General features: G+C 58.4%; 22 protein-coding genes. 8 read left to right on the top strand and 14 right to left on the bottom strand.

All coding sequences use genetic code 11. The features are described 5' to 3' along the window. Window positions 1-48: 48 nt before the first annotated feature. Window positions 49-2748 (bottom strand): preprotein translocase subunit SecA, encoded by a 2700-nt coding sequence (gene secA / locus RA24_RS14570; RefSeq protein ID WP_039172104.1) that lies wholly within the window; start codon window positions 2746-2748, stop codon window positions 49-51. A gap of 177 nt (window positions 2749-2925) precedes the next feature. Between secA and RA24_RS14565 the strand changes: the two genes are divergently transcribed. The 3 genes from RA24_RS14565 to mutT are packed head-to-tail and all read left to right on the top strand — an operon-like array spanning window position 2926 to window position 5401. Then, a complete protein-coding gene (locus RA24_RS14565) occupies window positions 2926-3777 on the top strand; it encodes a foldase protein PrsA (RefSeq protein ID WP_019295262.1) in 852 nt (283 codons plus the stop codon). A 2-nt stretch (window positions 3778-3779) separates the two neighbouring features. Next, entirely contained in the window at window positions 3780-5006 is a 1227-nt protein-coding gene (gene argJ / locus RA24_RS14560; protein WP_039192405.1) for a bifunctional glutamate N-acetyltransferase/amino-acid acetyltransferase ArgJ, read from the top strand. After that, window positions 5003-5401: an 8-oxo-dGTP diphosphatase MutT gene (gene mutT, locus RA24_RS14555; RefSeq protein WP_019295264.1), complete on the top strand. Its 399-nt coding sequence runs from the start codon at window positions 5003-5005 to the stop codon at window positions 5399-5401. The genes argJ and mutT overlap by 4 nt, the downstream gene beginning before the upstream one ends. Window positions 5402-5877: 476 nt before the next feature. On the opposite strand, the gene infB is transcribed toward mutT, so the two are convergent. The 6 genes from infB to pip all read right to left on the bottom strand — a co-directional run bounded on the left by infB (window position 5878) and on the right by pip (window position 13221). Then, window positions 5878-8355: a translation initiation factor IF-2 gene (gene infB, locus RA24_RS14550; protein ID WP_019295265.1), complete on the bottom strand. Its 2478-nt coding sequence runs from the start codon at window positions 8353-8355 to the stop codon at window positions 5878-5880. 8 nt (window positions 8356-8363) lie between these two features. After that, window positions 8364-8984 (bottom strand): RNA-binding protein, encoded by a 621-nt coding sequence (locus RA24_RS14545; RefSeq protein ID WP_019295266.1) that lies wholly within the window; start codon window positions 8982-8984, stop codon window positions 8364-8366. Between the two features lie 26 nt (window positions 8985-9010). Next, entirely contained in the window at window positions 9011-10627 is a 1617-nt protein-coding gene (gene nusA / locus RA24_RS14540; protein WP_039147605.1) for a transcription termination factor NusA, read from the bottom strand. Then, a complete protein-coding gene (gene rimP, locus RA24_RS14535) occupies window positions 10627-11217 on the bottom strand; it encodes a ribosome maturation factor RimP (RefSeq protein WP_039172090.1) in 591 nt (196 codons plus the stop codon). Before rimP ends, nusA begins: the two co-directional genes overlap by 1 nt. A 181-nt stretch (window positions 11218-11398) precedes the next feature. Then, window positions 11399-12244: an ABC transporter substrate-binding protein gene (locus tag RA24_RS14530; protein WP_039192403.1), complete on the bottom strand. Its 846-nt coding sequence runs from the start codon at window positions 12242-12244 to the stop codon at window positions 11399-11401. After that, window positions 12241-13221, bottom strand: coding sequence for a prolyl aminopeptidase (gene pip, locus RA24_RS14525; RefSeq protein ID WP_019295270.1), 981 nt, complete (start codon window positions 13219-13221; stop codon window positions 12241-12243). Before pip ends, RA24_RS14530 begins: the two co-directional genes overlap by 4 nt. 50 nt (window positions 13222-13271) lie before the next feature. On the opposite strand from pip, the gene ubiG reads away from it, so the two are divergent. Then, on the top strand, window positions 13272-14018 hold the full coding sequence (ubiG, locus tag RA24_RS14520; protein ID WP_039192401.1) for a bifunctional 2-polyprenyl-6-hydroxyphenol methylase/3-demethylubiquinol 3-O-methyltransferase UbiG: 747 nt from the start codon (window positions 13272-13274) through the stop codon (window positions 14016-14018). Between the two features lie 313 nt (window positions 14019-14331). Here the strand turns inward: ubiG and RA24_RS14515 are convergent, their stop codons facing one another. The 4 genes from RA24_RS14515 to RA24_RS14500 all read right to left on the bottom strand — a co-directional run bounded on the left by RA24_RS14515 (window position 14332) and on the right by RA24_RS14500 (window position 16686). Next, complete coding sequence (locus tag RA24_RS14515; protein ID WP_019295272.1) at window positions 14332-14772, bottom strand: MarR family winged helix-turn-helix transcriptional regulator; 441 nt, start codon at window positions 14770-14772, stop codon at window positions 14332-14334. Continuing rightward, window positions 14772-15602, bottom strand: a complete 831-nt coding sequence (locus RA24_RS14510) for a carbon-nitrogen hydrolase family protein (protein ID WP_019295273.1) — start codon at window positions 15600-15602, stop codon at window positions 14772-14774. Before RA24_RS14510 ends, RA24_RS14515 begins: the two co-directional genes overlap by 1 nt. A gap of 15 nt (window positions 15603-15617) precedes the next feature. Next, the gene (gene grxC, locus RA24_RS14505; protein ID WP_019295274.1) at window positions 15618-15875 is read right to left on the bottom strand and encodes a glutaredoxin 3; all 258 of its coding nucleotides are present in this window, start codon (window positions 15873-15875) and stop codon (window positions 15618-15620) included. Window positions 15876-15957: 82 nt separating this feature from the next. After that, the gene (locus tag RA24_RS14500) at window positions 15958-16686 is read right to left on the bottom strand and encodes a ComF family protein (RefSeq protein ID WP_039192398.1); all 729 of its coding nucleotides are present in this window, start codon (window positions 16684-16686) and stop codon (window positions 15958-15960) included. A gap of 13 nt (window positions 16687-16699) precedes the next feature. Here RA24_RS14500 and RA24_RS14495 point away from each other — a divergent pair, with 13 nt between their 5' ends. The 3 genes from RA24_RS14495 to RA24_RS14485 all read left to right on the top strand — a co-directional run bounded on the left by RA24_RS14495 (window position 16700) and on the right by RA24_RS14485 (window position 21765). Then, a complete protein-coding gene (locus RA24_RS14495) occupies window positions 16700-17515 on the top strand; it encodes a methyltransferase domain-containing protein (protein WP_039192396.1) in 816 nt (271 codons plus the stop codon). Between the two features lie 109 nt (window positions 17516-17624). Continuing rightward, entirely contained in the window at window positions 17625-18686 is a 1062-nt protein-coding gene (gene hemH / locus RA24_RS14490; RefSeq protein WP_039192393.1) for a ferrochelatase, read from the top strand. A 70-nt stretch (window positions 18687-18756) separates the two neighbouring features. Then, a complete protein-coding gene (locus RA24_RS14485) occupies window positions 18757-21765 on the top strand; it encodes an aminotransferase class III-fold pyridoxal phosphate-dependent enzyme (protein ID WP_039192389.1) in 3009 nt (1002 codons plus the stop codon). A gap of 81 nt (window positions 21766-21846) precedes the next feature. Here the strand turns inward: RA24_RS14485 and RA24_RS14480 are convergent, their stop codons facing one another. Beyond that, on the bottom strand, window positions 21847-22029 hold the full coding sequence (locus tag RA24_RS14480) for a hypothetical protein (RefSeq protein ID WP_019295279.1): 183 nt from the start codon (window positions 22027-22029) through the stop codon (window positions 21847-21849). A gap of 138 nt (window positions 22030-22167) precedes the next feature. Further along, on the bottom strand, window positions 22168-22785 hold the full coding sequence (locus RA24_RS14475) for a L,D-transpeptidase (RefSeq protein WP_039192503.1): 618 nt from the start codon (window positions 22783-22785) through the stop codon (window positions 22168-22170). A gap of 170 nt (window positions 22786-22955) precedes the next feature. On the opposite strand from RA24_RS14475, the gene RA24_RS14470 reads away from it, so the two are divergent. Further along, window positions 22956-23438, top strand: a complete 483-nt coding sequence (locus RA24_RS14470; protein WP_029204728.1) for a CAP domain-containing protein — start codon at window positions 22956-22958, stop codon at window positions 23436-23438. 104 nt (window positions 23439-23542) lie between these two features. Here the strand turns inward: RA24_RS14470 and RA24_RS14465 are convergent, their stop codons facing one another. Next, window positions 23543-24070 (bottom strand): L,D-transpeptidase family protein, encoded by a 528-nt coding sequence (locus tag RA24_RS14465; RefSeq protein ID WP_019295282.1) that lies wholly within the window; start codon window positions 24068-24070, stop codon window positions 23543-23545. Between the last annotated feature and the right edge of the window lie 33 nt (window positions 24071-24103).

Raw genomic sequence — 24103 nt, 5'->3', positions numbered from 1 at the left:
TCTAAGCGTGCCTCCGATAATTGATACTAGGCGACTTAAGTGTATCAGTTAGGCTAGGCTGCCGTGGCAGTGCTTGAACTTCTTGCCGGATCCGCAAGGGCACTTGTCGTTGCGCGAAGGATTTCCCCAAGTCGAAGGATCATCTTCAACAAAACCGGGAGCCGCAGCCTCCGTCGGGGCCTCTGCCCCCGAAGCCTGTGCCGCCATCTGCTGCATGGCTGCCTGGCGCGCAGCCATCTCCATCAGCATCTGCTGCTGCTCTTCCTCAGTCATCGGACGCACCCGGCTGAGCTGCTGGGAGACTTCCTCCCGCAAACTGTCAAGCATGCTCTCAAACAGCTGGAAGCTTTCGTTCTTGTACTCGTTCAAGGGATCGCGCTGCGCATAGCCGCGGAAACCTACGACCGAACGCAGATGCTCCAGCGTCAGCAAGTGCTCGCGCCATTTCTTGTCGATGGTCTGCAGCAGCACCTGCTTCTCGATGTTCCGCATGTTCTCCGGACCAAAGGCCTCAGCCTTCTCCGCCATCATCTTGTCTGACGCATCTACCAGCCGCTCGCGGATTTGCTCGTCGTCGACACCTTCCTCCGCGGCCCAATCGGCTACCGGAGCATCAATGGACAGCATTTCGCGGACCTGTTCCTGCAAACCCTGTGTATCCCACTGGTCAGCATAGGTCTTGGGCGGCATGTGAACATCCAGCAGATCGTCGATCACCTCATGGCGCATGTCATTGGTGATTTCAGACAAGTCTTCTGCCGCCATGATCTCGCGGCGCTGCTTGAAAATCACCTTACGCTGATCGTTCATCACGTCGTCGAATTTCAAAACATTTTTGCGCATGTCGAAATTGCGGCCCTCGACTTTGGCCTGAGCGCGTTCCAGCGACTTGTTCACCCAGGGGTGGATGATCGCTTCACCCTCTTTCATGCCCAGAGACGACAGCAGCTTGTCCAGACGCTCGGAACCGAAGATGCGCATCAGGTCGTCTTCGAGACTGAGATAGAAGCGCGTGCGACCCGGGTCGCCCTGACGGCCGGAGCGGCCGCGCAGCTGATTGTCGATGCGGCGGCTTTCGTGCCGCTCAGACGCCATTACGAACAGACCGCCAGCATCCAGCACCTTTTGCTTCTCTTCCGCGTGTTTGGCTTCTTCAGCCGCACGCAGTTCTGCTGGATCGGCTTCTGGGTTTGCCGCCAGCGCCTCCAGTACCTTCATCTCCACGTTGCCGCCGAGCTGAATGTCGGTGCCACGGCCAGCCATGTTGGTGGCGATAGTCACCGCGCCAAAGCGGCCGGCATCGGCGACAATTTGCGCTTCCTGCTCGTGGTGACGGGCATTCAGAACGTTATGCGGAATACCTTCGTGCTGCAGCATCTGGCTCAGCAGTTCAGATTTCTCGATCGAGGTGGTGCCCAAAAGGACCGGCTGGCCCTTTTCATGCGCCTTCGTGGCTTCCTTGATCATCGCTTCGTATTTTTCACGGGCGGTGCGGTAGACTTGATCGTCCTCGTCTGCCCGGGCAATCGGTCGGTTGGTCGGCACTTCTACCACACCAAGACCATAAATTTCGGCAAATTCCTCAGCCTCGGTCATCGCCGTGCCGGTCATACCGGACAGCTTTTCATAGAGACGGAAGTAGTTCTGGAAGGTGACGGAGGCCAAGGTGGTGTTCTCCGGCTGGATCTGAACGTCTTCCTTGGCTTCGATGGCCTGATGCAGGCCTTCGGACAATCGGCGGCCCGGCATCATCCGGCCGGTGAATTCGTCGATCAGAACCACCTGGCCGTCGCGGACGATATAGTCCTTGTCCCTTTGGAACAGCTTGTGTGCACGCAGCGCCTGATTCACGTGGTGCACCACTGTGGTGCTTTCGGGGTCGTATAGCGACGCCTCAGACTCCAGCAGCCCATGCTCACGCAGGACCTGTTCCAGATATTCGTTGCCATCCTCCGTGAAGGTCACGCCGCGTGTCTTCTCGTCGATCTCATAGTGGTCTTCCGCCAGCAGCGGAATCACTTTGTCGATGGTAGAGTACAGCTCCGAACGGTCCTCTGCCGGACCGGAGATGATCAGCGGGGTGCGGGCCTCGTCGATCAGAATTGAATCCACCTCGTCGACGATCGCAAAGTTGTGCTGCTTTTGGAACACCTGATCCAGCGAAGGTTTCATGTTATCGCGCAGGTAGTCGAAACCCAGCTCGTTGTTCGTCGCATAGGTGACGTCGCTTTGATAGGCGGCCATCTTCTCAGCATCGGGCTGGCCCGACCAGATCACGCCGGTGGTCATACCCAACTGAGCAAACACCTTGCCCATCCATTCGCTGTCGCGCTTGGCCAGGTATTCGTTCACGGTAACCACGTGCACGCCCTTGCCGGTCAGCGCGTTCAGGTAAGCCGGGAAGGTCGCCACTAGTGTCTTACCCTCGCCCGTCTTCATCTCGGAAATGTTACCCTGATGGAGAAAGACTCCGCCCATCAGCTGGGTGTCAAAGGCACGCAGGCCCAGGGCCCGCTTTGCGGCCTCACGCACATTGGCAAAGGCTTCGGGCAGCAGCGCGTCCAGGCTTTCACCGTCCAGCGCCCGTTTGCGAAGTTCTTCGGTCTTGGCAATCAGCCCATCATCGCTGAGCTTCGCGAACTCATCTTCCAGCCCGTTGATCTGCGCAATCAGCGGCCGTGTCGCCTTGACTTTACGGTCATTCGGCGTGCCGAAAACCTTTTTGGCGAGTGTTCCGAAACCCAGCATATCTTCTCCAGCGATCCTATGTCCGGCCTTTGCATCGGGCAGGCTTGCCCGCCGTGTCCGCAACCCATAAACAATGGTGCAAAGACGGTCCTGCCAATGGCCTCAAGGCGATGTAAGCGGCAGGGTATAGAGTGTCAACGGCACGGCCCCTTGCGGCCGGGGAATAGGAAGGTTTCAATGCGTAAAGGTCTCACATTTCTGCGCGGTATGGCGGTTGCCGCCAGTGCTGCGCTGCCGCTAGCCGTATCAGCAGCGCCGCACGCCAATACAGTGGTTGCCTCCGTCAACGGTGAAGAAATCACCATCGGCCACATGGTCATGGCGCGCGAAAATTTGCCGGAGCAGTACAAACAACTGCCCGACGAGGTGCTCTACAACGCTATTCTGGACCAACTTGTCCAGCAGACCGCGCTTAAACAGCAACTGCGTGGCGAAGTGCCCCACTACGTCGAGCTTGCAGTTGAAAACGAGGAACGCGCGATGCTGGCAGCGGATGTGATCGAAACGGTCATGGACAGAGCCAGCGGCGAGGACCAGCTGCGGGCAGCCTATGACGAGAAATACTCCACCGGTGAAGGCGGTGACGAGTTTCATGCGGCCCATATCCTGGTCGAAAGTGAAGAGGACGCACTGGACGTAAAGGCTGAGCTGGACGCAGGCGCTGATTTTGCCACCCTGGCCAAGGAACGCTCCACCGGACCTTCCGGCCCCAATGGAGGCGATCTAGGTTGGTTCACCACCGGCCGCATGGTGCCGGAGTTCGAACAGGCTGTCCTGAAACTGCGTTCGGGCGAGGTCTCCGGTCCGGTCCAGACACAGTTCGGCTGGCATATTATCCTGCTCAACCAGCGCCGCAAAACGGAAGCGCCCGAGTTCGAAGAAGTGCGTGCCGAACTGGCCGGTGAACTGCGCCAGAAAGCGGTTGAGGACCGGGTGAACGAACTGACAGCTGCCGCAGAAATCGAACGGCCTGAGATCGAGGATTTGGACCCGGCCATTCTCAAAGACCTTAGCCTGGTTAGGAATTGATCATGGCCAAATCCATGCCCGTTTCGCCGCTGGCGCCTGCCGGCTTTCCCGACCTTCCCGTGATCAAGGGTGTGCGATTTGCGTCCGCAGCTGCCGGAGTCAAATACCAAGGCCGTACAGACGTGATGCTAGCAGTCATGGAGCCAGGGACATCCGTCGCTGGTGTCTTTACACGGTCCAAGACCCGTTCTGCGCCAGTGTTGGATTGCCAGGCCAAGCTGGGTGGCGCAACAAACGCAGGCGCGGCAATTTTGGTGAACTCGGGCAACTCCAACGCCTTCACAGGCCATTACGGCCAAACTTCGGTTGCGGAGATAACTTCGGCTGTGGCTGCTCGAACAGGCATTCCGGCAGAAAGGGTCTTTACCGCCTCCACCGGTGTGATTGGCGAACCACTGCCCCATGACAGGATCGTTGCCAAGATCAGCGAATTGCACAACTCCGTTGATGAAACTGCACTGGAGGGTGCCGCCAAAGCCATTATGACCACTGACACCTTTGCCAAAGGCTCCTGCGCCACCGTTGGTATAGACGGTAAAACGGTCAAAATAGCCGGTATTGCCAAGGGCTCCGGCATGATTGCTCCGGACATGGCGACAATGCTGGTCTACATCTTCACTGACGCAAAGGTTGAACAGGCAGCGCTGCAAGCTCAGCTGGCCGCGATTTGCGACCGGAGCTTCAATTGCATCACAGTGGACAGCGACACCTCCACTTCAGACAGCCTGATGCTCTGCGCTACTGGCGCTTCTGGCGTGGACGCAACCGGCAATGCCGAGTTTGCGGCTGGACTGGAACGGGTCATGCTAGACCTGTCGCACCAGGTCGTACGAGACGGTGAAGGCGCCACAAAGTTCGTGGAAATTCAGGTCACAGGCGCGGCTTCGAATGAGGATGCCAAAGTACATGGCATGGCAATTGCCAACTCGCCCTTGGTAAAAACCGCTTTAGCCGGAGAGGATCCCAACTGGGGCCGAGTAGTGATGGCAATCGGTAAATCCGGCGCTGCCGCAGACCGCGATCTTCTGTCGATTCGCTTTGGCGATGTTCTAGTTGCTGAAAAGGGCTGGGTCTCGCCGGGCTACAATGAGGAGCTAGGCGCGGCGGAGATGAAGAAGCAGGAAATCACCATAAAGGTCGATCTTGGCCTCGGCAGCGGCTCAGCAACCGTTTGGACTTGCGATCTCACCCATCAGTACATCTCAATCAACGCGGATTACCGGTCATGAAAACAGTTCTGGTTTCCGCGGTTGCGCTCATCGATGCGGATGGACGCGTGCTTCTTGCGCAGCGGCCGGAAGGCAAGTCCATGGCTGGCCTGTGGGAGTTTCCTGGCGGCAAGATCGAGCCGGGTGAAACACCGGAGGCCGCACTGATCCGCGAGTTGCACGAGGAGCTGGGCATTGATACCTGGGCCTCCTGCCTGGCTCCGCTTACCTTTGCCAGCCATTCCTATGCGGATTTCCACTTGCTGATGCCGCTGTTTGCTTGCCGAAAATGGGAGGGCATTCCACAGGCAAAGGAAGGTCAAACGTTAAAGTGGGTCCGCCCGCAGGACCTTCGCGATTTTGCGATGCCGCCAGCTGATATTCCGCTTATCCCAATCCTGCGCGACTGGCTCTAAAACGACAGACACTACGGCACAGCGGTAACACCAGAACCGTCACACGCCAGGCTTTCGATGGCAAATCCCACATTTTTGCCGGGTGTTTAACTGCGCCTCGGCAATACGTGTGAACTTTTTGTTAACCATTCTGGTCAAACCTGAAAAAGCAAACCAACTCAGTAGGCTGTACTACAGCGGATTATGAGGCGATCATGCTAAGAACTATCGCGGTTGGAAGTTTTTCACTGGTTCAGGGCATATTCATACGGGCATTCCCAGATGGGAAAATAGCGGTGCAGGTCGGTAGCAAAACATACAAGGGCCACCCGGTAACCCCCTCTGCCTGAGCCGCCACTCACACATGCCAGGCAACGCCGCAAAGGGCAGCTGCAAGGCTGCCCTTTTATTCCTGCGAACACCTTAGTGACCCGAGTAAGAAAATAAGGGCCCCGGTTACTAACCAGAGCCCTCATTCATTCCGTTTTCCGCAGCTATCAATCCAACGTACGCGTGACTTCTTCGCGTTCGAAGATCTCGATCACATCGTTTGGACGGATATCGTCGTAGTTTTCGAACGCCATACCGCATTCCTGGCCGGACTGAACCTCGGACACTTCGTCCTTGAAGCGCTTCAGGGTCTTCAGCGTGCCTTCGTGGATCACCACGTTGTCGCGCAGCAGACGCACGCCAGCCGAACGGCGGGCGACACCTTCGGTAACCAGACAGCCGGCAACCTTGCCAACACCGGTAACCTTGAAGACTTCCTTGATCTGAGCGTAACCGATAAAGTTCTCGCGGATTTCGGCAGACAGCAGGCCGGAAGCCGCCGCTTTCACATCGTCCACCAGGTCATAGATCACCGAGTAATAGCGGATCTCCACACCCTTCTGGTTTGCAGTGTTGCGGGCCGAAGCATTGGCACGGACGTTGAAGCCCATAATCGGCGCACCAGAGGCTTCGGCCAGGCCCACATCGGTTTCAGTGATCGCACCAACACCAGAATGCAACACGCGCACACGTACCTCGTCGTTGCCGATCTTCTCCATCGCTTGCACGATGGCTTCGGCGGAACCTTGCACGTCGGCCTTGACCAGGATTGGCAGTTCGGAGACGTTTTCGTCTTCCTTTGCCTTGGCCATCAGCTGCTCCAGCGTGGTCGCAGCACCAGCTGCGGCGCGCTTGTCCTTGGCGGCCTGCTCGCGGTAGGCGGCGATCTCGCGCGCCTGCGCTTCGGTCTCCGTCACGTTCAGAACGTCACCCGCTTCCGGGGTGCCGTTGAGGCCAAGGACCTCGACCGGGACCGAAGGACCGGCTTCCTGCACGCGCTCACCCTTGTCGTTGATCAGCGCACGGACCTTGCCGTACTGCTCACCCACAACAAAGATGTCGCCCTGGCGCAGGGTGCCGTTCTGAACCAGAACGGTGGCAACCGGGCCACGGCCCACGTCCAGCTGCGCCTCGATCACGGCGCCTTGGGCAGCGCGGTCGGGGTTGGCTTTCAGTTCCAGGATTTCCGCTTGCAGCGCAATGGCTTCCAGCAGTTCATCCAAGCCCTGTCCGGTAACGGCGGAAACTTCGACGTCCTGCACTTCACCTGACATCTGCTCCACGATCACCTCGTGCTGCAGCAGGTCGGTGCGGACCCTCGTCGGATCGGCTGCCGGCTTGTCGATCTTGTTGATCGCCACGATCATCGGAACCTGCGCAGCCTTGGCGTGGTTGATGGCTTCGACGGTCTGCGGCATCACCGCGTCATCCGCAGCCACAACCAGAACCACGATATCCGTCACCTGCGCGCCGCGGGAGCGCATCGAAGTAAAGGCCGCGTGGCCAGGGGTGTCCAGGAAGCTCAGCACCGTGCCGCTTTCGGTGGTCACCTGATAGGCGCCAATGTGCTGGGTAATACCGCCCGCCTCGCCTGCCACAACACGCGCATCTCGGATAGCGTCCAGCAGCGATGTCTTGCCATGGTCGACGTGACCCATGATGGTGATGACCGGAGGACGCGGCTTCAGGTCGTCTTCCTTGTCCTCGACTTCCTTGATCACGTCCTCGACGTCAGCATCGGAAACACGGGTTACCTTGTGGCCGAATTCCTCGATGATCAGCTCCGCGGTATCGGCGTCGATCGACTGGTTCTGGGTGACCATCATGCCCATCTGCATGAGCGATTTCACCACATCGGCAACGCGTTCTGCCATACGGTTGGCCAGCTCGGACACCACAATGGTTTCCGGCAGCTGCACGTCACGCACAACCTTTTCACGCTCGACCGAGCCTCCCATGGCCTTCTGCCGCGCACGTTCCTGCTTACGCTTCATGGCTGCCATCGAGCGCTGGCGGTTACCTTCACCGCCAGTTGCCTGGCCCAGAGTCAGTTTGCCGGAGCGGCGGTTGTCGTCACGGCCCTTGCCGCGGGACGGGCGTTGCTCGCGCTCGCGTTCGGATTTGCGCGGTGTTGCAGCAGGGGCAGGCTTGTTCGGCGCAGCACGCTCAGCTTTCGCGGCTTCCGGTGCCGGCGCGGCTGCAGCACGCTTCGCGGCTTCTTCGGCTGCAATACGCTGACGCTCTTCTTCTTCGGCTTTAGCACGCGCGCGTTCTTCCGCTTCGCGCTGCTCGCGTTCCTTGGCTTCAGCCTCGGCCCGGCGGCGCTCACGCTCTTCAGCGCGGGCCTTTTCTTCGGCTTCGCGCTGCGCGGCTTCCTCAGCTTCGCGGGCTTTTGCAGCCTGCAGTGCCTTCAGGCGGCGCTCCATTTCCGCGTCGCTGATGCCGGCTGGCCGGCGCGATCCGGATGTGGAAGGTGCAGCGCCGCTGCCCCCCTTGGCCGCACCCGGCTTGGGAACCACAACGCGTTTGCGCTTGGTTTCCACTACGACATTCTTGGTCCGTCCATGGCTGAAACTCTGTTTCACGTTCCCCGGACGGGAACCCCCACGCAGACCCAGTGTCTTTTTGCCGTCACTATCGCTCATAAAGCTACTTATCCTTCCGTGCGGCCGTTGCCGCCCACCATTTCGCGCAAACCTTGCAGTCGTTGCGCCTCATCTACAACACGTTTGCTGAGTCCGCCAGAGGCGAGGGCGGCATGTATCGCAGTTTGGCGCCCAAATGCCATTCCCAGCTCGTCCGCCGTGAGGCAGCCGATGAATTTGCCCTTGTAGGGCGTGCTCAGCTTCGACTTCCCGCGCCCGGATCCGTCAGAAGCCTGGATCAGCACCCGGGCCTCTTCCTTGGCCAGCCAATCCTTGACCCGCTCAAACCCGGACACTGCGTCGCCCGATTTGCGCGCCAGGCTGATCAGTTCGATCAGGCGGCGGACTACCTGCCGCTCGACTTCCTGTACCAGCTCATCCGGCACCTGCACCTGCGCCTTGAAACCGCGGGCAAACAGCTTTTTTTTGACTGCTGCAGCCAGAGCCTCCCGGCTGGAGGCGACATAGACACCGCGGCCGGGCAGCTTGCCCATCACATCTGGCACAACCTGCCCGTCAGGCCCCATCACAAATCGGATGAGGCCCTGTTTAGGCTGGGACTCGCCGGTCGCGATGCATTTGCGTTCGCTTTCGCCGGTCCGGTCTTTTGTTGTGCCGCCGCGTGTCATGCAGGTCTCCTGTGCAAGGCCCGAAATCAGGCCTCGCCTTCCTCTTCACCAGCTTCTTCGCCTTCAGCTGCTTCCGCTTCCAGCTCTTCAGGATCAACCCAGCCCAGCATGATGCGCGCGGTCATCACCAGATCCTGTGCTTCCTCAAGCGACATGCCGAAGGGCTCCAGGATGCCGTCGTCCTTGACTCGCTCACCGCCGTCATTGGTCCAGCCGCCGGCCAGTTCCCAATCGGCACAGGTGGCGAAGTCTTCCAGCGATTTCACGTCGTCCTTCGCCAGCGCCTCGACCATCTGCGGGGTCAGGCCTTCAAACTGGATAAGGCTGTCTTCGGCACCCAGAGCGCGCGCCGCGTCCAGCGCCGCCTTGGCCTGGGCTTCCAGGAAGTCGCGGGCACGGGCCTGCAGCTCTTCGGCGGTGCCTTCATCGACACCGTCGATCACCAGCAGTTCGTCCAGTTCGACATAGGCGACTTCTTCCAGATTGGTGAAGCCTTCGGACACCAGAAGCTGGGCAAAGAATTCGTCAAGGTCCAGGGTTTCCATGAACAACTTGGTACGCGCTTCGAATTCCTTCTGTCGGCGGGCCGATTCCTCTTCCTCGGTCATGATGTCGATGTCGAGGTTGGTCAGCTGCGACGCCAGGCGCACGTTCTGGCCGCGGCGGCCGATGGCCAGGCTCAGCTGCTCTTCCGGCACCACAACTTCGATCTTGCCAGCTTCTTCGTCCAGAACAACCTTGGACACTTCGGCCGGCTGCAGCGCGTTCACCAGGAAGGTCGGCTGATCCTCATTCCACGGAATGATGTCGATCTTTTCGCCCTGAAGCTCGTTCACAACGGCCTGCACGCGGGAACCGCGCATACCGACACAGGCACCAACCGGGTCGATCGAGCCGTCATAGGAAATAACCGCAATCTTGGCGCGCGACCCAGGGTCACGAGCAACGGCCTTGATCTCGATAATGCCATCATAGATTTCGGGCACTTCCATCTTGAACAGCTCGGCCATGAATTCCGGCGCGGTGCGCGACAGGAAAATCTGCGGGCCGCGCGGCTCGCGGCGCACGTCCTTGATGTAGCAGCGTACGCGGTCGTTCGGGCGGTAGCTTTCACGGCCGATCTTCTCATTGCGGCGCAGGATCGCTTCGCCAGCGCCGACATCTACGATAACGTTACCGTATTCCTCGCGCTTGACTAGGCCGTTGATGATAGTGCCGGCGCGGTCTTTAAACTCTTCATACTGGCGGTCACGCTCAGCTTCGCGAACTTTCTGCAGGATCACCTGCTTGGCCGACTGGGCGGCAATCCGGCCCATTTCCACCGGCGGCACTTCCTCGACGTAGGTCTGGCCGACCTCGGGCTCCGCCATGTATTGACGCGCCTGCTCGACGGTCATTTCAGCCTGGTAGTTTTCCAGCTCCTCATCCGCCACAACGGTGCGCACTCGGGTAAAGGTGGCGCGGCCGGTCTTGCGGTCAATCGACACGCGGATGTCCATCTCGGCGCCATAGCGGCTCTTGGCCGCGCGGGCGAGGCTCTCTTCCATCGCCTCGATCACCAGACCCGGGTCGATCATCTTTTCGCGCGCCACGGCCTCGGCGGTTTGCAACAGCTCCAGCTGGTTTGCAGAGGTGATAGCCATTACTTGTTCTCCTCGTCAGACTCTTCGGTCTCGATTTCGTCGAATGCGTCTTCGTTCAGCGTGCCGGCCTCTTTGCGCTGCCGCAGCATTTCTTTGATCAGATCATCAGTCAGAACCAGCTTGGCGTCGCTCAGCCAGTCAAATTTCAGACCAATGGTCACGGTCTCGCCCTGATCGTCGATATTGATCAGAACCTCATCTTCTTCAGTGCCTGCCAGCTCACCCTTGAAACGGCGGCGGCCACCGACCAGCTCTTCGGTCTCCAGCTTGGCCTCGTAGCCTTCGAACATGTCAAAGTCCTTCAGCCGGGTCAGCGGCCGGTCAATACCCGGGCTCGAAACTTCCAGTGCATAGGCGTCAATGATCGGATCTTCGACGTCCAACGTCGCACTGACCGCGTTCGAGATCGCGGCACAATCGTCCACTTCAATGCCGCCATCAGGCTTATCGGCCATGATCTGCAGCGTCGTCGCCTTACCAGACATCAGCCGGATTCGCACCAGCTCGTAACCCAGATCCTCGATCACCGGGGTAACGATCTCGGCCAGGCGCCTGTCGATGGCAGCTTTGGCAATCAGGTCGTTGGTCATCAGACCTCCACTTGGAGCGTGCAGACAAAGGCCTGCAAACACAAAAAAACGGGCGCGCGGCCCGTCGAAATTCCCGGTGGAGCCTTGAGCCAGAGGTTCAACGCGCCGCTGTTGTCAAAGGCATATAGGCGGGATTGGGGAAAACTGCAAGGCTTGTGTTGTGCAGAGCCTCCCGGTGGCCTTACAGCCGCCACCACCGTTCTGCAATGCGGCCATCGTCCAGTGGTGCGCGCTGGCCCACCTTTCGTGGAATACCGACATCGTGTCGTGCCGCCAAAGCCATGTCTTTGGAGGACGGATGATACAAAAACTCACCGCGCTTCAGCAGGCCGCGCGGTTCCGGCAGGGCCGCCACATCGACATAACCGTCGCGCAGCGCCTCAGCACGGACCAAAGCATCCGGAATCACGATGATTTCCACCGTGTCTGCCCAGCCCGCTGTGCTGGCTTTATAATGCCCTGCCACTTTGGACGCGCGGAAGTGGCGGTCTTCTTGAGCACGTTCAACGCGGTAGCAGCCGGTTCCAACCGCTTCATCAAGCGCGGCAGGCATTTCTCCGCCCGGAGCTATATAGTGATCAGCACTGGCCAGCAAATATGGCAGATGCGGATTGGGCTGTGCCAGTTCCAGCAGCAATTGATGACCGCCTAACGCGGTAACAGCCCGTAGGTCTGCACCGGTTACGCCCAGCGCATCAAGCGAGGCCGCGGCATCTTCCGCTGTCAACTGTGTACCATCGTGGAAAGTGACATCTTCTCGCAGATCAAGGGTCCAGGCGCGTGCATCCGGCGCGGATTGCCAGCTGGTTGCAAGCTCGCCGCGCAGGAGCCCGTCAGGCGCGATTTCAGTCAGCGTTTCATAGACCGCGCCGCGGGCGGCCTGCTCCAGCATGCCGCCCTCACGCGGAACCGCCAGGCGCAGCACGCCGCCAGCCTTGGGTGACGCATGAACCGAACCGCCAGCCGCCGCCAGCAAGGCAGCAGCAGCACCAGAGGTGAACAGCGCGCGGCGGTCGATGCGCGTCATGGCACAAGCTCTCCTGCAATCCGGTCCATCGCCCGGACCAGTTCTGCGCTGATTCCCGGCTCGGACAGAGCATGGCCGGCATTGCGCACCATCTTCAACTCCGCATTTGGCCACAGCTCGTTCAGGCGCCAGGCGGAGGACGGCGGGCAGATCATGTCATAACGTCCCTGTACGATCACACCGGGAATATGTGAAATCCGCCCCATGCTGGCGAGAATTTGGCCGTCGTAGTCAAGGAAACCGCCGTTGCTGAAATAGTGGTTTTCCAGCCGGGCAAACGCGCGCGCATAATCGCCGGGGCTTTCACCGCACTGACCGTTTGAATGGACGGAGGCCAAGGCGTTCTCCCAAGCGGACCAGGCCCGGCCATAGCGCACTTCTTCCTCCAGATTGCCCGAGAATAAGCGCTTTTTGTATGCCGCAATCATGTCGCCGCGCTCCGCATCCGGGATCAGCGAGACAAACTTAGCCCAGGTCTCTGGCCAGAATTTTCCCGCTCCGCCGCCATAGAACCAGTCCAGCTCCGCCTTGGTCATCAGAAAGACACCGCGCAGGATGACTTGCTGCACCCGGTCCGGATGGGTCTGGGCATATATCAGCGCAAGGGTTGCCCCCCAACTGCCGCCGAACAGGATCCAAGCGTCAATTCCCAGCTGGGTTCGAATCAACTCCATATCGGCAACTAGATGCCATGTGGTGTTGTTCTCGCAGGAAGCATAGGGGCGCGAGCGGCCGCATCCGCGCTGGTCGAACAGGATGATTCGAAAGACATGCGGATCAAAATAGCGCCGCATCGCCGGGCTGCTGCCCCCGCCGGGCCCGCCATGACAAACGATCACCGGAATTCCATTCGGATTGCCGCTTTGTTCCGCATAGATGCGGTGGCCCTGGCCTGCGTCGATCATACGCTGGTCAAAAGGCTCAACCGGCGGGTAAAGATAATGCACAGCGCGCTTTTGATCCGGGTATCTATCCATTACTGACCTTAGTGAAACGTCAGACTACAAAAGAGCACACGGAGACAGGAATGCAAGCGCCTCAATCCACGGTCGACCCTGCGGAAATCGCCAAATTCGAGGCGATGGCGGCAGAGTGGTGGGATCCGAACGGCAAGTTCAAGCCACTGCATATGCTGAACCCGTGCAGACTCGACTATATAACCAGCCAGATCGCCGGCGAGTTTGGCCGCGACCTGACGTCACAGCGCCCTTTCGAAGGGCTGCGGCTATTGGACATTGGCTGCGGTGGCGGGCTGCTGAGCGAACCCATGGCAAGGCTGGGAGCAACAGTGGTTGGCGCAGATGCCGCTGAAGGCAACCTGCCAGTCGCCCGCATTCATGCAGAGCAATCCGGACTGGAAATCGATTACCTCCACACCACCGCCGAAGCGCTAGCCGAAGCCGGCGAGCAATTCGACGTGGTACTGAATATGGAAGTTGTCGAGCATGTTGCCGATCCGCTCAGCTACCTGACCGCCACGCAGAGGCTTCTGAAACCTGGCGGTTTGGAAATCTGCTCGACCATCAACCGAAACCCCAAGAGTTTCGCCATGGCAATTGTCGGAGCCGAAGTAATCATGCGCTGGCTGCCGCGCGGCACCCATGAATGGTCCAAATTCATCACTCCCGACGAACTGTTCGAATTGTTGCACAAGGCCGGGCTGAAGCCGGTAGACCGCAAGGGGTTCGTATTCAACCCAATAACCTGGAATTGGTCAATTTCTGAGCGGGACTTGTCGGTGAACTATGTAACCGCCAGCGTAAAGCCTGATTGAAGAATCAGCCTGAATTTCCGTTGATACTGCCATCTATCCGAAAGGATAGGTGGTAATCCCTATGCGCACTTTTGCGCTTATCCACTGCTTGTTATCGTCAGATTGCGGAATTGGAATATTTCGCTTCGCTACAGGGGTGCAAGCTCCTGAATCGAGTGAATGCTTGCCACTGCAATGATGGTGGGTCCGCCCAAAGGTTACCGGAACCGCCACTCACGGACTGATGGAGACTGATGGGGAGGAAAGGCGCCTGCTAGCGGGCGTCTTTCTTTTTACTTTAAGGTCAAAATGTTTAGGAGGACGGCTATTTCGCTCAGCCGCTCTCTTCCAGTTTACCGCGAAGCTCACGCAGAATTGGCAGCGTGGCGCGGACCCGGTCGCTGCCCAGCTCCCCCACCACTTCCGAAATCACAGGAATGATACCCGCCAGGGCTGCATCCCGGGCTTGTTTTCCTGCTGGGCTGATAGCAACCATCTTTCGCCGCGCGTCATCCCAGTCGGGGCGGACGTGGATATAGCCTGCCACTTCCAGCTTGTTCAAGGTGTTGGTCATTGCGCCGCGTGTCACGTGAAACGCTTTGGCCAGCTGTGCAGGCGACCGTTCCAGCCCGGCTCGGGCCAGATGGTTCAACACAGAGAAATGCGACAGCTCCATCCCCTTGGGCAGCACTTTGCTGAGGCGTGACCGGGCCAGCTGGTCAGCCATCAAAATTTCGCTGAACAGCGATACTGCCAGGGAATGGGTTTCGTCCATCAGGGTCCGTCGAACTCCCGGTCATGAGTTAAAGAAGGCACACGCTTGCGCGCTTCTGCCACTTTTTCCATGTCGAGATCAACGTAAGTCACGCCTGGTTCCTGACCTGCATCCGCCAGAATTTCACCCCATGGAGCAACTGCCAGTGAATGGCCAAAGGTCTTGCGGCTCGGCCCCCTGGAGGCCGGGTGCTTGCCGGTTTGTGCGGGCGCCAACACAAAACAGCCGGTTTCTATGGCACGGGCGCGCAACAGAGAATGCCAATGCGCAGCTCCAGTCACATAGGAAAAGGCGGCGGGAGCAGTGACAATCTGTGCTCCTCCCTTGGCCAAAGCGCGATGCAGATGCGGGAAGCGCACATCATAACAGATGGTCATGCCAATTTTGGCAAAAGGCGTTTCCGCCACCACTGCCTTGGTTCCAGGACGGTATCCATCTGACTCGCGATACGTTTCTTCTGGGGTGACCTCCACATCGAACATGTGAATCTTATCGTAACGCCCCTTGATTTCGCCCTCCGGCGAAATCAGGAACTGGCGGTTGGCAAAACGGCCGTCATCGTCATGTGTCTTGATTCCCAGCGATCCGAGCAGCAACCACACGCCATGCCTAGCCGCTTCTTCCTGCAAGGCCGCCAGAGTTGGATCATCCTCCTCGTGGCACAGCACACCATTCTGATGCGTCCGGCTGCCTGACAGGCAGTTAGTAACTTCTGGCGTCAGTACAAAGCCCGCCCCGCCGCGCACAGCTTCCGCCATCAATGCCTTCACCGTTTCCAGATTTTCAGCCGGAATATCAGTAGATGTCATCTGAAGCAGAGCAGCGCGCATATTGTTTCTCCGGTTTTAAGCCGCCAGCAACGGGTCAAGTTTACCCGCTTGCTCAAGAGCATAAAGGTCGTCACAACCGCCGACGTGCGTGTCGCCGATAAAGATCTGCGGCACGGTGCGGCCGCCATTGGCACGCTGGATCATCTCTGCCTTGCGTCCCGGCTGCGCCAGCACATTGATTTCCGAAAAGGTAACACCTTTCTGGTTCAGCAGCCGCTTGGCCGCATGGCAGAAGCCGCAGAGCGGAGAGGTGTAGATTTCAACCGGTTTCATTCAGGACCCCATGTTCAGGTTTCGAAGGTTGTGGAGGAATTGGGCATTCATTGCAACAATTGCCAGTGGCCAACCCATGGCCTCACGCTTGCGTGACCCGGGCCAGCACCGCCACCCGCACCTCTGCCGCCCCCGCCTGCAAACAGGCCTCGCTGCACGCGCTGAGAGTGGCTCCAGAGGTCATCACATCGTCTACAATCAGCACAATCCGTCCTTTGACCCTTTCTTTCCGGTTTTGCGGTACACCCACGGCTGATCCCAAGAGCCGGTAACGCTGGTCCCGGGTTTTCCCCTCCAGTGCAGGTGTACGCCGGATGCGCCGCAACAAATCAGGACAGTGGTGCAAGTTCTTTCTGCGCGCCAATGCATCAGCCAGCAGGGCGGATTGGTTGTACTTTCGCTTCAGCAGCCGGGTCCAATGCAGTGGCACCGGGCAAATCAATGGATCCCCCTCCAGCAAAGGTTCTGCCGCCCGTTGCAGCCAGTTAGCAGCCGGAACGGCAATTTCCGTGCGGTCACCATGTTTTAGGGCTAACACCAGTTTGCGTCCCTGCCCCTCATAGAGCAAAGCAGACCGCCCTTGGCTCCAGGGCCGCGGATGGCGCAGGCAACTGTCGCACTCCAGGCGGAACCCATCCACTTCGCCTGGCAGCGGAGCGCCGCAGCCTTCACAAACCGTTCCACTGATGAAGTACATATCTGCCCAGCAATTTGCACACAGCCCGAAGTCACTGCCAACCAACCCGCCGCAACCCAGGCACTGGGACGGATAAATCAGCGAAACAGCAGTTTGAATCCAAGCCGGCAGCATCTAAATAGCCCCCATGACACAAGCACCCATGCAGCTTTTCGACCGCCGCGCCCTGAACGCCCGCCGATCACGACGGCGGCCGGACGCCCTGTTCCTGCACCAGATGGCGCGGGACGAAGCTGAGGATCGCCTGGGCTTGGTTAACAGAACCTTTACAGCACCGGCAGTGGTTTGCCCTTTCCCCGAAGTCTGGGAAGGTTTTCATCCACAAGCAAAGGTCGTTGCAGACGAGGATGTCCTCGACCTGAAGGAAGGCACGCATGATGTGGTGATCCACGCCATGTGCCTTCATTGGTCCAATGATCCTGTCGGGCAACTGATCCAATGCCGCCGCGCTTTGAAGGAAGACGGGCTGCTTCTGGTCATCCTGCTGGGCGGGCAGACCCTGCACGAACTGCGTGTTGCTATGGCCGAAGCCGAGACCGTTGTTCTGGGCGGTCTTTCGCCACGCATTGCGCCGATGGGCGAGCTCCGCGATCTGGGCGGCCTGCTGCAACGTGCGGGATTCGCCCTGCCAGTTGCTGATCTGGTGCCGCTGACAGCCGAATACCGCGACCTGACCCACCTGGTCCACGACCTGCGCGGCATGGGAGAGACCAACACGCTCGCCCAACGCTTGAAACGTACTCCTCCGCGCGGCCTCTTCCACCTCGCCGATCACATCTACCGGGAGCATTTCGCCAACGCCGAAGGCCGCCTGCACGCGACGTTCGAACTTGTCTGCCTGACTGGCTGGTCGCCATCTGACAACCAGCAGAAACCCCTGCGCCCTGGTTCAGCCCAGATGCGTCTGGCCGACGCGCTCAAGGTGCCTGAATCAAAGCTCTAGCGTTGATTGGACAAAGCTATTGCTGCGCCAATGTGATCCAATTGGCCTTCCGCGCGTAAACACAGTAGTTATCCGCCAACAAAAAATCTCAGCCGCACAGGACCTGCCCATGCTGGACGCCGCCCGGACCGCCAAATGCCCTGCCCACGCCCCAGCCGATCACCCCAGGATCCCGGCAGAAAAAGTCGGCATCCTGCTGGCCAACCTCGGCACTCCGGATGATTACTCCTACTGGCCAATGCGCCGGTATCTGAGTGAGTTCCTCTCTGACAAGCGGGTCATCGACTATCCGTCCTGGAAATGGCAGCCGCTTTTGCAGCTAATCATCCTGACCAAACGTCCGTTTTCGTCGGGAGCGGCCTACAAATCGATCTGGAATCACGACAAGGGCGAAAGCCCTCTGATGACCATCACCAAGGACCAGACCGCCAAGATGGCGGAGGTGATGAAGGCGCGTTACGGCGATCAGGTTATGGTCGATTTCTGCATGCGCTACGGCAATCCCTCCACCAAGTCCAAGGTGCGGCAGATGGTTGAGGCAGGCTGTCAGAAGATTCTGTTTGTCCCGCTCTATCCGCAATATGCTGGCGCGACCTCCGGCACCGCAAACGATCAGTTTTTCCGTGCTCTGATGGAGGAACCTTGGCAGCCTGCCGCGCGCACGATCGCTCCCTATTTCGATCAGCCCGCCTATATCGATGCTTTGGCGCGCTCGGTGGAAGAAGCATATGCCAAAGCCGGGAAACGCCCGGATATTCTGGTGGTTTCCTATCACGGGATGCCAAAGCGGTATCTGATGCAGGGGGACCCGTATCACTGCCAGTGCCAGAAAACGACTCGGTTGCTGAAGGAGCGGCTTGGGTGGGACGACACCCAAATCACCAGCACTTTCCAGTCCGTTTTCGGACCCGAGGAATGGCTGAAACCCTACACAGTGGACCACGTCGCTACGCTTGCCAAGGAAGGCAAGAAGAGCATCGCGGTGATTGCGCCGGCCTTCTCAGCTGATTGCATTGAGACGCTGGAAGAGATCAACGAAGAGATCCGCGAGAGCTTTGAACACGCAGGCGGAGAAGACTTCCTCTATATCCCCTGCCTCAATGACGATGACGATCACGTTGCGGCACTGGCAGATGTGATTGAGGAAAACCTGAAAGGCTGGCTGGACTAACCGGCCGCCTCAGTCCAAAAAGTATCCAATATTCAATTTCCGGCCCAACCGGAAAACTGGGAGATATTGGATGACGCTTGCGCATTGGGCCAAAGCCCTCCGGGAGCACTGGGGCATTGAGGCGGAACTGACCCGTCTGGACGGGGAATACGACCTGAACTTCCTGGCCACGGGGCAGGATGGCCAAGGCTATATCCTCAAGGCCATGCGCCCCGGCTGCAAAGAATGGCTGGTTGATATGCAAGTGAAGGCGCTTGAGCATATCCAGGAATGCCAGCCAGACCTGCCCTGCCCGCGGGTCATTGCCTCTCTTTCCCGGCGATCCCTGCTAACCCTTCCGGATGAAGATGGGCAGAACCGGCTGGTCTGGCTGCTGAACAAGTTGCCGGGGCGCTGCTATGCCAAGGCGGAGCCCAAAAGCAATATGCTGATCCATGAAATCGGCCAGACGCTGGGCGGCACTGCAAAAGCTTTGACGGACTTCCACCATGAAGGCTTGGAACGCGACTTCAAGTGGGACCTGATGCGCGCCGGCTGGATTACAGCTCAGCTCTCCTGCATCAAAGACCCCGCGCGCCATGCAATTCTTGAAGAAATATCCGCAGAATTTTTAAAGTTAGAGCCTGCTTTGGCAGAGTTATCCAAGCAAGCCATCCACAATGACGCCAATGACTACAACATCATGGTAGCAGGCGAATTGAACGAACCGCGGCGGGTATCCGGCCTGATCGACCTTGGCGACATGTGCGCGGCGCCGCGCATCTGCGATCTGGCAATTGCCGCGGCCTACATCGTATTGGATCACCCGGCACCGGAGGCCGCTCTTGCGTCACTGGTCGCGGGTTACCACGAGGCCTATCCGCTGACCACCGCCGAGGTCGACATGGTCTGGAAGCTGCTTCGGATGCGGCTGGCGGTAAGCGTGGTGAACTCCACTCTCATGGCCGCGGAAAACCCGGATGATCCTTATGTGACAGTTTCACAAGCGCCAGCCTGGCGGTTTCTGGAGAGCAATACGCTACATGGCGGGTTGCTGAATGCCCGGCTGCGCGCTGCCTGCGGCCTGCCGGTGGTTGAGGGTGCGGACCGTGTGGTGGCCTGGCTCAAGCAGGAAAACGGAAGTTTCGCCCCGCTGATGGGGGAAGACTTGGCAGATGCGCCGATGGGGACGCTGTCAGTTGAAGAGTCTACCTGGCCGCAAAACCCTTTCCACTTGCCCTTCGAAGAGGCCGCCAAGGTCGGCGAAGAGTTTGAGGATAATGGACGCATCTGGCTAGGCTACTACCACGAGCCGCGGCTTATTTATACGGACCCAGCCTTCCGCAAAGGTCCGTGGAAAGCCAGCAACCGCCGGACGGTGCATCTGGCGGTGGACGCTTTTGCTCCGGCAGGCAAGGCGATGTTCGCGCCGTTACGCGGCACAGTGTTTGTTGCTGAGTACCGCAAGGGGCATCTGGATTATGGTGGGGTGATCATCCTGAGGCATGAAACGCCCGACGGCGATTCGTTCTATACCCTTTATGGCCATCTGGACCCCGAATTCTTGACTCGTTTGAAACCTGGCGATGTCGTCGAGAAAGGTGAAGAATTTTGCCGCCTTGGCGACCCCAGCCAAAACGGCGGCTGGGCGCCGCATGTCCATTTCCAGCTGGCCTTGACCACTGAAGGAATCGAAGCCGACTGGCCCGGTGTCGGTGATCCGGACGAGATGTACCTGTGGCGCGCGCTTTGCCCGAACCCGGCTGCGCTGCTTAATCTGCCGGAAGAAAAGGTTCTTTTTCAGCCTACCTGCAAGGAAGAAGTTCTATCAGAACGCCGCTCACATTTCGGCGGCAACCTGAGCCTGACATACAAAGACCCCGTCATGCTAGTGCGCGGCTGGAAGCACCATCTGTTTGACGAATGGGGACGACCGTATCTGGATGCTTACAACAACGTGCCGCATGTAGGCCACGCCCATCCCCGCATCCAGGCAGTTGCCGCCGACCAGTTGAAGCGGATGAACTCAAACACACGCTATCTGCACCCCGCCCAGACGGCCTTTGCCAAAAAAGTTCTGTCCAAGCTGCCGGATCAATTCGAGGTCTGTTTCTTCGTAAACTCCGGGACAGAGGCGAACGAGCTAGCCCTGCGCTTGGCCCGCGCGCATACCGGCGCCAAGGGTATGGTGACGCCGGATCACGGCTATCATGGCAACACCACCGGTGCGATCAGCATTTCAGCCTACAAATTCAACAAACCCGGGGGAACCGGTCAGGCAGACTGGGTAGAACTTGTTGAAGTTGCCGATGACTACCGCGGCTCCTTCCGCCGGGATGACCTGGACCGGGCAAAAAAATACGCCGGTCTCATAGATCCAGCGATCGCACGCCTCCAGGAGAGAGGGCACGGCGTTGCCGGCTTCATCGCAGAGACCTTTCCGTCAGTCGGTGGCCAAATCATTCCTCCCAAGGGGTATTTGGGTGCGGTTTATCAGAAGATTCGCGCTGCAGGCGGTGTCTGCATTGCCGATGAGGTGCAAACCGGATTGGGCAGACTCGGCGACTTCTACTTCGGGTTTGAACATCAAGGTGCCCTGCCTGATATCGTTGTGTTGGGCAAACCAATCGGCAACGGCCATCCCTTGGGCGTGCTTGTCACCACAAAAGAAGTTGCCGAAAGCTTCGACAACGGGATCGAGTTTTTCTCTACTTTTGGCGGTTCCACACTCTCTTGCCGGATTGGCAAAGAAGTTCTGGATATCGTTGATGACGAGGGACTTCAGGAAAACGCCCGTATCCAAGGCAAGCGGCTGTTTGAAGGCCTGAAGGAACTGGAACAGAAATATGCCTGCGTAGGTGACGTCCGTGGTATGGGGTTGTTTCTTGGGCTGGAACTTATCAATCTGGATGGCTCACAAGCCACAGAGATCTGCTCCTACGTTAAAAACCGGATGCGGGATCACCGCATCCTTATCGGCAGTGAAGGCCCCAAGGACAATACTCTGAAGATCCGGCCGCCAATGACTATTGATTCTGACGATACAGACATGATCGTCAAAATCTTGGATAACATTTTGCAGGAGGTGGAAGCGGTCTGACAGTCCCTCCGGCAATTCCTACGGGCAACGAAAAAAGGCGGCGGGTTGCCCCACCGCCTTTTCTGTAACTGTGTATCGAAATTAGCTCGATGCAACAGCTGCGCCGACCAGAACCAGAAGCAGCAGCGGCAGCAGGATGCCGCTGGAAGAACCCTGAGCTTCTTCCACGATGACCGGCGGTTCAACAACCGGCTCGGACAGGTTGCCAGCGGTGGCAGTGGAAGCAGCAGCGGTCAGCGCAGCAGCGATAACGAGTTTTTTCATGTTAACCTCCAGAATTTGCGCGGATCAAACATCTGAACCGCGCACCCAAGACTTACCTCGTATTTTTTTCTAACCAGCAAAAACGCGGGATTGCAATTGCTTGTTATAGTTAACAGCTTAGCGCCCCGCTGCGTGTCGTCAAATTAGCAACACCTGAGTGCCGACTTTCGCCAAGCCGAACAGTTCGGCGATATGCTCATTGTAAAGGCCAATGCATCCGTTCGACGATTTGCGTCCGATTTTGCGCGTATCGTGGGTTCCGTGGATCCGGTAGTACTTCCAGCCCAGGTACAAAGCATGAGTGCCCAGCGGGTTATCCGGCCCCGGTGGAATATAGGCCGGCCATTCCGGGTTGCGCTTGCGCATATTGGGTGTTGGTGCCCAGCTAGGCCCCTCCACCTTGCGCACAACCTGAGTGCGGCCGCGGCGGGTCAGATCGTCTGACAGCGGCACGGAAGACGGGAACAGCTTGTAGGTGCCTTCATCTGGTGACCAATAGTGCAGCGCACGGCTGTCTATATCGACAAGTATCGCCCCATTGCGCAGGTTATCAAAATAGGGCCGCCAGGATTTAGCACGGAAAGCTGAGATATTGCGCTGAACCGGCGGCTCTGGCTCTGGCGGCGGGCGCAGGGGATCAAATGCCTGCTCCGCGGTATCGTCAGCCTCCTGTGCAAGCGCGGAGGAGGATATCAAAGCAGCACTGCCAGCAAGAAACTGCCTTCGGCTGAATATTTCAAAAGGTTTTCGGGGCATCACTTCTACCAACTTGCGCATTGAGGATCCAAGATTGAAGCATTTTATGGCCGGAAAGCCGCAGTCGCAAATCAATCCGGAAGCTTAGCCTGCATAATTCTGCCGGCCCGTTTGCACAGCTGCCACAGGAAGGATACATGCATCAGCAACTGATGGAGCGAGAGAGCATTATGAATCGCGTTTTTCTGCTGATGGCAGCTGCAATTCTCACGGTGGCAGCCGCCTGTACCCCGTCATCGGAATCCGGCGGATCCTACCGCATCAGGAATGCGGACAAAGTGCAACTGCGGATGCTCGACTCGGTGAATGCACTGCGCCAGGCTTCAGGCGCTCAAAACGTGCAACTGAACGCTGAACTGACTGCCGCCGCAGCCACCCATTCCCGTGACATGTCGGTGCAGAACCGTCCTTGGCATTTCGGTTCAGACGGATCGTCGCCGCTGGACCGGGTTGCCCGTGCTGGCTACACGGGCACACTGCTGGGTGAAAACATATCCGAAACCTACGAGAATGAGCAGCAGACCCTGACTGCCTGGCTGGAAAGACCGGCCACTCGTGCAGTGATACTGGATCCCAAGGCCGTGAACATGGGCTTTTCTTGGTTCCAGGAGCCGAACGGCAAGATCTGGTGGACATTGGTTATGGCGAACTAAGCCACTACGCCGTGCTTTAGCGCAGCGTTTCGCTTGAAAACTGCACGAAAGGGAAAGGTCCGGCGCAACCGCAGCGGACCTTCACTTCTCATCATTGGCTCCGATCAGGGCCGCAGTGCGATAGTGGTGCCATCCTGTACCATCGCGTAAATCTCTTCGATTTCTTCATTGGTTACAGCGATGCAGCCAGCAGTCCAGTCGTCAACCCTGGCCGCTCGCTTGCGTTCCTTCGGGTTGTTCGGCTGCCCATGGATGAATATCTCTCCGCCAGGCCGCTTGCCATTGGCCTGCGCATGAGCGCGGTCTTGGTTGTTGGGATATGAGATGCCAACCGACAGATGGTACCGGCTGTTCGGGTTGCGCCGGTTGATCAAATAAGTGCCTTCCGGCGTCTTACCATCACCCTCAAACTGCTTCGGCCCAAGCGGTGCAAAACCCAAATCGACCTTATATTCCCGCAGGATTTCGTCGTTGTTCATCAAGTACAGCTTGCGCGCACCTTTATTGATCACGATCGATGTGACTTGTGGACCGTTATAAGTCTTGAATCTGCTTACTGCACCGCCTGTAGTGCTGCAGCCAGCCAGCGCAAGGCTTGCGGCGGCACCAATGCCAAATGCCCTTCTGTTCATTGTCCCAGCCTGTATTTTTCTTTTGCCTCTATT

The sequence above is a fragment of the Leisingera sp. ANG-M6 genome, from assembly GCF_000813905.1.
Taxonomy (GTDB): Bacteria; Pseudomonadota; Alphaproteobacteria; order Rhodobacterales; family Rhodobacteraceae; genus Leisingera.
Note: the sequence above shows the minus strand (reverse complement) of the source record. Positions and strands in the feature narration are given on the sequence as shown.

Bases quoted from the DNA above. Each gene is read 5' to 3' on its own strand.
- RA24_RS14485 (WP_039192389.1), top strand. From the start codon at position 18,757: ATGACGCTTGCGCATTGGGCCAAAGCCCTCCGGGAGCACTGGGGCATT.
- RA24_RS14495 (WP_039192396.1), top strand. From the start codon at position 16,700: ATGACACAAGCACCCATGCAGCTTTTCGACCGCCGCGCCCTGAACGCC.
- hemH (WP_039192393.1), top strand. From the start codon at position 17,625: ATGCTGGACGCCGCCCGGACCGCCAAATGCCCTGCCCACGCCCCAGCC.
- RA24_RS14500 (WP_039192398.1), bottom strand. From the start codon at position 16,686: ATGCTGCCGGCTTGGATTCAAACTGCTGTTTCGCTGATTTATCCGTCC.
- RA24_RS14510 (WP_019295273.1), bottom strand. From the start codon at position 15,602: ATGCGCGCTGCTCTGCTTCAGATGACATCTACTGATATTCCGGCTGAA.
- rimP (WP_039172090.1), bottom strand. From the start codon at position 11,217: ATGACCAACGACCTGATTGCCAAAGCTGCCATCGACAGGCGCCTGGCC.
- RA24_RS14565 (WP_019295262.1), top strand. From the start codon at position 2,926: ATGCGTAAAGGTCTCACATTTCTGCGCGGTATGGCGGTTGCCGCCAGT.
- pip (WP_019295270.1), bottom strand. From the start codon at position 13,221: ATGGATAGATACCCGGATCAAAAGCGCGCTGTGCATTATCTTTACCCG.
- RA24_RS14470 (WP_029204728.1), top strand. From the start codon at position 22,956: ATGAATCGCGTTTTTCTGCTGATGGCAGCTGCAATTCTCACGGTGGCA.
- RA24_RS14545 (WP_019295266.1), bottom strand. From the start codon at position 8,984: ATGACACGCGGCGGCACAACAAAAGACCGGACCGGCGAAAGCGAACGC.
- grxC (WP_019295274.1), bottom strand. From the start codon at position 15,875: ATGAAACCGGTTGAAATCTACACCTCTCCGCTCTGCGGCTTCTGCCAT.
- RA24_RS14480 (WP_019295279.1), bottom strand. From the start codon at position 22,029: ATGAAAAAACTCGTTATCGCTGCTGCGCTGACCGCTGCTGCTTCCACT.
- RA24_RS14475 (WP_039192503.1), bottom strand. From the start codon at position 22,785: ATGCCCCGAAAACCTTTTGAAATATTCAGCCGAAGGCAGTTTCTTGCT.
- secA (WP_039172104.1), bottom strand. From the start codon at position 2,748: ATGCTGGGTTTCGGAACACTCGCCAAAAAGGTTTTCGGCACGCCGAAT.
- RA24_RS14465 (WP_019295282.1), bottom strand. From the start codon at position 24,070: ATGAACAGAAGGGCATTTGGCATTGGTGCCGCCGCAAGCCTTGCGCTG.
- mutT (WP_019295264.1), top strand. From the start codon at position 5,003: ATGAAAACAGTTCTGGTTTCCGCGGTTGCGCTCATCGATGCGGATGGA.
- RA24_RS14530 (WP_039192403.1), bottom strand. From the start codon at position 12,244: ATGACGCGCATCGACCGCCGCGCGCTGTTCACCTCTGGTGCTGCTGCT.
- nusA (WP_039147605.1), bottom strand. From the start codon at position 10,627: ATGGCTATCACCTCTGCAAACCAGCTGGAGCTGTTGCAAACCGCCGAG.
- argJ (WP_039192405.1), top strand. From the start codon at position 3,780: ATGGCCAAATCCATGCCCGTTTCGCCGCTGGCGCCTGCCGGCTTTCCC.
- RA24_RS14515 (WP_019295272.1), bottom strand. From the start codon at position 14,772: ATGGACGAAACCCATTCCCTGGCAGTATCGCTGTTCAGCGAAATTTTG.
- ubiG (WP_039192401.1), top strand. From the start codon at position 13,272: ATGCAAGCGCCTCAATCCACGGTCGACCCTGCGGAAATCGCCAAATTC.
- infB (WP_019295265.1), bottom strand. From the start codon at position 8,355: ATGAGCGATAGTGACGGCAAAAAGACACTGGGTCTGCGTGGGGGTTCC.